Raw genomic sequence first — 6348 nt, 5'->3', positions numbered from 1 at the left:
GACCATCACCACGCATGCACCGTGGCGACGGAACCACTCCGCCAACACGATCCACGCGTTCCGGGTCGGCTCGACCACCACGGTCAGCTCGGCCGGATCGGGCAGGTCCAAGTCCTCCCACAACCGTTCCAGATCGGCCGGCCGTGTCCAGAACTTCCGGCCACGCCATACCGTGGCACCATCACGGGCGAGCGTTGCCTGATGCTCCGCCCGGACAGCCACGTCGATCCCCAACGTCAATGCCATCGTCATTGCTCCTGTCGGTCCACATCCCTGTTCACCAGGTGACTGACCATCGCGGCCACGGCCCAGACATTCTCTAAGCAGGAGTCCACGCCTACCGGCCGGCTCCAAGTTCCCGAACAAGGACACCGCTCGACCAGACACCGAGCCCGCAGACGACCACTCAGAAAGCCAGGGATCACCAGGTGTCCCGGTCGGACGTTCGGCCCGCCTGCGGACTCCCTCCGAGGCTTAAATGTCGGAGGTCGGCGTTACAGTCGAGATCCTGCGAGACAAGCGCGGCACATCGCTTGGGGGAGTTTGATGGAGGACGTCATGGCGTTGCTGGCATCGTTGTCCGGCCGGTTCTCTCAGCTGCGGTCGAAACAGTATCAACACCGGCTTCGGGGCGACGCCGCCGCACGGCTGGAACAGGGTTAACCGATGAGATCTCGGGCGATCTCAGGTCTTCTCGGAACGCGAAGGTGCTCGCCGATCGTGAATTGTGCCCGGCATTGACCGGGCCGGGATCGACTGCGCCGCGGCAGTTCGCGTTCACCACCCGCGCGTACACGGCGGTCGACGACGCTACCTGTGAGCCGATCGGCCTCGACGACGTCGACACCCGGGTGGGGTGGCTCCTCGACCTGGTCACCGCGGCCGGTGCCGAGTTGGTGTCGCGGCTGTGGCAGCCGGCGACGTTCGATGTGCTCGCCGCCGGTCGTGACCGCCAGGACCGCAAGCTGCCCGTGCAGGGTCATGTCGCCGCGGCCCGCCTCGGCTGGAACCCGAACTATCCGGACGGTATCTACGTGCCGTCGCGGGTCACGCGGGTGGTGACCGCGCAGGTGATGGCGACCCTGCGGACCCTGACGCACCGGGACACCGCGATCACGGCACTGTCCGCTCGATTCGACCCGGCCACCGGGGCTGTGGCGCCGCCGACCGGACCGGCGGACTACGTGCCACCGGGTTTTGCTCGAGGAGTACGACGCCAGCGCATCGCACACGCCGGCCGCACCGACGGGGCGCAGTCGACCCGATTGCGGATCACCGACGTGCAGGAACCGCCCCGGATGGCCGCGATGGCCCGACTGTCGGCTGTCGATCGGCAGCTCGCACAGATCGCTGTGACAGACCGTGAGCTGGTGTTGACGGTGAAGCTGCCCACCAGCCCGTTCCCGGCGGGGCGGGCGCAGTGGCGGCGGGTGCGGCTGACCGCCACCATCCCCGCGCACCTGCACGGCAGGGCGGTCATCGACTGGCATCTGCCGACTTTGGTCCTCGACCGCCGGGGTCTGTTGTGGCGGTGTGCCGCGACCGAGATGGTGCCCGCGGGCGATCTACCGGCGGGCACGGTCGCGGTCGGGGTCGACTGGTCCCCGTCCACGCTCGGCGCCGCCGCCATCACCACCGACCACCCTGAAGGGCTGGTGTCGGACTACCGGGGCTGGACCTACGACGACCGCGGCCTCGGAATCAAACTCGCGCGCCTGCAAGCCGAAGGCCAGCTGCTGCACGCCAAGGCCGCACGGTTGACCCGACTGGCCGCCACCGCCCCACCCCAGGTCCGCGCTGAGTTGGAGGCAAAGATCGCCGTCCTGAACGAGCACCGCACCGCGGTGGGTGCCAAGCGTGGACGGATCAACCGGGAACTGGCGTTCCACTTCGCCCGCCAGGCCACCGAGTACGCCAGCGCCGCTCACGCGCAGGTGATCGCGGTGGAGGATCTCACAACCCTCGAGACTCGGGACCACGGGCGGGTCAACAACAACCGGGCCGCCCAATCAGCCCGCCGCAAAGCCGCCGCTGCGCTCGCGCACGCCGCCGCCGGTGCCGGCATCACAGTGGTCTCGGTGCCCTCCCGAGGATCCTCTGCATGGTGCCCGGGCTGCGACGAACCACTTGCCCGCCCCAGCGGCTACCACACCGCGTGGTGTTCCCGCTGCCGAGTCGGCGGCAACCGCGACCATGTAGCCGGTGTGAACTTGGCCAAACGCGCCTTGCTGGGTCGAGGCAAGGCCACTCGTCGGCGTGGGCAGATGCCCGCGGTCCGGGTCGCCGAACACGCGCCGGTACGGCCATCGCGCGACAAACACGCTCCCACCCCGAGCAGACCGCGGCACCGCCGGGTCCGCCACAGCCTGCCCACCGTCACACAGCGGATGGGGGTGAATCCGAAACAGCATGTTCCTGTACCACAAGCGTCGGTGTGGGACACGGTCAAACCCACACCACCGCAAAGTGATGCGGGTAGCCGTGACACACGTCTATCTCCAACATCTGCCACACCAGTGGCAGATAGTATGAGATCTACGTAGACGCTGCTGTGGCGCACAATTAGCGACACAGCGCAGGATCCGGTTGCTGGTCGTCGAGTGGCGGCGGGACTCGGGCCGGTCGGCATCTTTCTCATTCTGAGGTGGTGCCCGCTCGATTCGGTTGGGCTAGAAATGATTCCATGTTCGATTGAACGCTGCCTGGTCGCAGGGCACTAGCAAGCCAGTACACCGGAAGATCGAACACGACGCCGATCATAATGTCTCCTAGAACTGATTCCACCAGTTGACGAAGTTGTAGTACCAGCTGGTCGGAGGCCACATGGGGTCTCCCGATCCGAGCACGACGATGGTCGCTCGATGTCGGTGACGCAGGTGGCGTGACGGRGTGCTTCGTCGGATGCTAGGACACCGGCTGGTCGCGGCAGAGGTGAGACCTCGAGCCCTTCGAGAGTCCGCTCGGCGCACACTTCATCGTGCTCGCGTGTCTGTAGTGCGAGTCGAAGCGACTGATCGACGACAGGTTGGGGTAGAAACTTTCATATAGCGCACCTCACAACTGCATGAAGGAGTGAGATATGGGGTCAACCGAGGAATTGTGGCGGAACTTCGTCGCGCAGGTGTTGGGCCTGTTGATGGCGTCCGGCTCGTAGCGGAGCTATTTGCCGGCATCCATCCGCCCGCGTCATCCCCGGATCGCCCTGTCCGCCTGGTGCGGTTGGCCATGTTCGTTTGCCGGCGGTTTAGCACTAACTGAGAGCACGCCGCGGACCGACATCGAGTCCTGATCGAGTCTGTGAGTCCTAACAGCGTTGTGCCGGAGGGGGTAGTTGTGCCCGTCGTGGGTACTTAGAGTCCAGTCGGCTCACCCATAGGGCCCGGTCGGTGCACGTACGGTCTCCGATGAGGGAACTACCGGCGCTCCGGGAGTGCAGTCTGCTCGGGGGCGTCTTGAGGAGGAATCTCACATGACTAGGACCACGGCGGAACTGCTCGCTGACCTGGAGGTTCGGCTCGAGCAGTCGCTGAATCCGGGGAGCCCGAGGGCGATCGCGCGCCGCGCGGAGAAAGGCCTGCCCGGACCCCGCGAACGGATCCGGATGCTGCTCGACCGCGGTAGTTTCATCGAGGTCGGACAGATGGCGAGGAACCCAGGAGCCCCCGACAACCCGTACGGTGACGGCGTCGTCACCGGCCACGGAACTGTCGACGGACGTCCGGTGGCGGTGTTCTCGCACGACCACACCGTGTTCGGTGGCAGCGTGGGGGAGATGTTCGGTCGCAAGGTCGCGTCGATCATGGAGTTCGCGGCGCGGATCGGTTGCCCCTGCGTGGGCATCAACGACTCCGGCGGCGCACGCGTGCAGGACGCTGTCACGTCGCTCGCCTGGTACGCCGAGATGGGCCGCCGCCAGATCCCGCTGTCCGGAGTGTGCCCGCAGGTCTCGATCCTCCTCGGCAAATGTGCGGGCGGTGCGGCGTACGCACCGATCAACACCGATCTTGTCGTCGCCGTGGACGAGCAGGCGTACATGTTCGTCACCGGTCCCGGAGTCATCAAATCCGTCACCGGCGAGGACGTCACCCTCGACGAACTCGGTGGCGCCCGCGCTCAGGCCGAGAACGGGAACGTCCACCATGTCGCGCCGAGCGAAGAGGCGGCGTTCGCCTGGGTGCGGGAGTATCTCGGCTTCCTCCCGTCCAGCAGGCACGAAGAGGCGCCGATCGTGAACCCCGGCCTCGAACCCGACATCACCGACAACGATCTGGCGTTGAACGAGTTCATGCCGGACGCGGACAACGCCGCCTACGACATGCAAGACCTGCTGTTGAACATCTTCGACGACGGTGACTTTCACGAACTCGCTGCGCAGACGGCACCGAACGTGATCACCGGATTCTCCCGGGTGGACGGGCGATCTGTCGGAGTCGTGGCCAACCAGCCGCAATTTCTCAGTGGGGCACTGGATCAGGTCAGCGCGGACAAGGCGGCCCGCTTCGTGCGGATCTGCGACGCCTACGAGATTCCCCTCGTGTTCGTCGTCGACACGCCGGGCTTCCTGCCCGGGCTGGAACAGGAGCGGAACGGTGTGCTCCGCAGCGGCGGCCGCTTCCTGCAGGCGTTCGCGGCGGCCACAGTGCCGAAAGTGACTGTGGTGGTCCGCAAGTCCTACGGCGGTGGATATGCGGTGATGGGGTGCAAGCAACTCGGTGCCGACGTGAACTTCGCCTGGCCGACCGCACGCATCGCGGTCATGGGCGCCGAGGCCGCGATCAGTCTCCTCTACCACCGCGAACTCGAAGCCGCCGGCGACGAACAGGACGCGATGCGGCAGCAACTCGTCGACGCCTACAACGAGAACGTCGCGACACCGTATTCGGCCGCCGAGCGCGGCTACATCGACGCGGTGATCGAACCGTCCGCCACCCGGCTCGAGATCCGGCGGGCGCTGACGTTGCTCCGCGACAAGCACTCCGCCCGCGGCGAGCAGAAGCACCACCTGATTCCGCTCTGACCGCCGTCGGCAGTCACTCCTGTACCGTAGTTAGGTAACACTAATCAACTTGAGTTCATTGGAGAGATGCCTGTGGCAAAGCCGACTGCGACACTGACCGTGCTCCGGACCGAATGGCTGACCCCGCACATGGTGCGGATATTCCTCGGCGACCCGGGATTCGACAGCTTCGTTCCCAATGCCTTCACCGATGCGTACGCGAAACTCGAATTCGGGGGTCCCGAAGAGCCCGTCCTGCGCACGTACACGATCCGGTCGGTGGATCCGGTGAAGCGAGAGATCGCCATCGACTTCGTGGTGCACGGCGACGCCGGTGTCGCCGGACCGTGGGCGGCGTCCGCGGCGGCCGGCGACGTGCTCCGGCTGCGCGGCCCCGGAGGCGCGTTCGCGCCGGACCCGGCAGCCGACTGGTACCTGCTCGCGGGAGACGAGACCGCAATCCCCGCCATCTCGGCGTCCGTCGAGAAGCTGGACGCGTCGGCGGTCGGACGGGTGATCATCGAGGTCGCCGGCCCCGAGGACGAAATCGTCTTCGGCTCGCCCGCAGGCGTCGACGTCACGTGGATCCACCGCGGCGACACGTCGGACCGGATCGGCGAAGACGTGTCGGGGGACAACGCACCCCTCGTCGCGGCGGTGCGCGACACCGCGTGGCTGCCCGGAACGGCGCAGGTGTTCATTCACGGTGAGGCGCAGGCAGTCATGCACAACCTGCGCTCCTACGTACGCAAGGAACGGGGCGTCCCCGCGTCGGCCGCGTCGATCTCCGGTTACTGGCGTCGCGGTCGCACCGAGGAGGGCTTCCGGGTGTGGAAGTCCGAGCTCGCCGCGAGCGACGGTGCCTCCCGCTGACTCACTGCGGCGGACGCGCTACGAGATGTGCGTCCGCCGCGTCAGCACCAGCAGTGACAGCATCGCCACGGCGCCCGCCGACGGGATCGCGACGGCCATCGGAACCGCGGTGTCGGGGCCGGCGATGCCGACGAGCGGCGAGACCACCGCGGCGAGGCCGAACTGGCCGGCACCGAGGAGCGCGGACCCGGTGCCGGACGCCTTGGTCACCTCGCCCTGAGCCAGCGCCGTCGCATTGCCCATGACGAAACCGATGCTCGACACCGAGACGAACAGCGGAATGAGGATCGCCCACCAGGGCGGCGAATCGATCAGCGTCGCGGCGAGCAGCAGCACGACGCCCGCTGCCAGGAGCAGCGTGACCCCGAAACCCAGCAGCTGCCGCGCGTGGAATGTGCCCACGAGCCGCGTGTTCACGATCGCGGCGCCCACCATGCCCGCCGCGTTCACCGCGAACACCATAGAGAACTGCCCCGGGC

4 protein-coding genes and 1 pseudogene are annotated in these 6348 nt (G+C 66.9%); 3 read left to right on the top strand and 2 right to left on the bottom strand.

Going from position 1 to position 6348, the window contains the following annotated elements:
* Positions 1-246: pseudogene (locus tag AC1D1G_RS39910) on the bottom strand (IS110 family RNA-guided transposase); the annotation flags it as partial.
* 491 nt (positions 247-737) lie between these two features.
* On the opposite strand from AC1D1G_RS39910, the gene AC1D1G_RS39905 reads away from it, so the two are divergent.
* From AC1D1G_RS39905 to AC1D1G_RS39895, 3 genes are all read left to right on the top strand, one after another.
* The gene (locus tag AC1D1G_RS39905; protein ID WP_477956352.1) at positions 738-2543 is read left to right on the top strand and encodes a zinc ribbon domain-containing protein; all 1806 of its coding nucleotides are present in this window, start codon (positions 738-740) and stop codon (positions 2541-2543) included.
* A gap of 926 nt (positions 2544-3469) precedes the next feature.
* Positions 3470-5017: an acyl-CoA carboxylase subunit beta gene (locus AC1D1G_RS39900; RefSeq protein ID WP_061046001.1), complete on the top strand. Its 1548-nt coding sequence runs from the start codon at positions 3470-3472 to the stop codon at positions 5015-5017.
* Between the two features lie 72 nt (positions 5018-5089).
* Positions 5090-5869, top strand: a complete 780-nt coding sequence (locus tag AC1D1G_RS39895; protein WP_477956351.1) for a siderophore-interacting protein — start codon at positions 5090-5092, stop codon at positions 5867-5869.
* 18 nt (positions 5870-5887) lie between these two features.
* Here AC1D1G_RS39895 and AC1D1G_RS39890 read toward each other — a convergent pair.
* Positions 5888-6348 (bottom strand): MFS transporter (locus AC1D1G_RS39890; RefSeq protein WP_477956350.1); only part of this gene is annotated, 461 nt, incomplete at its 5' end.

This window comes from Rhodococcus sp. P3_B8 (genome assembly GCF_056402775.1).
Note: the sequence above shows the minus strand (reverse complement) of the source record. Positions and strands in the feature narration are given on the sequence as shown.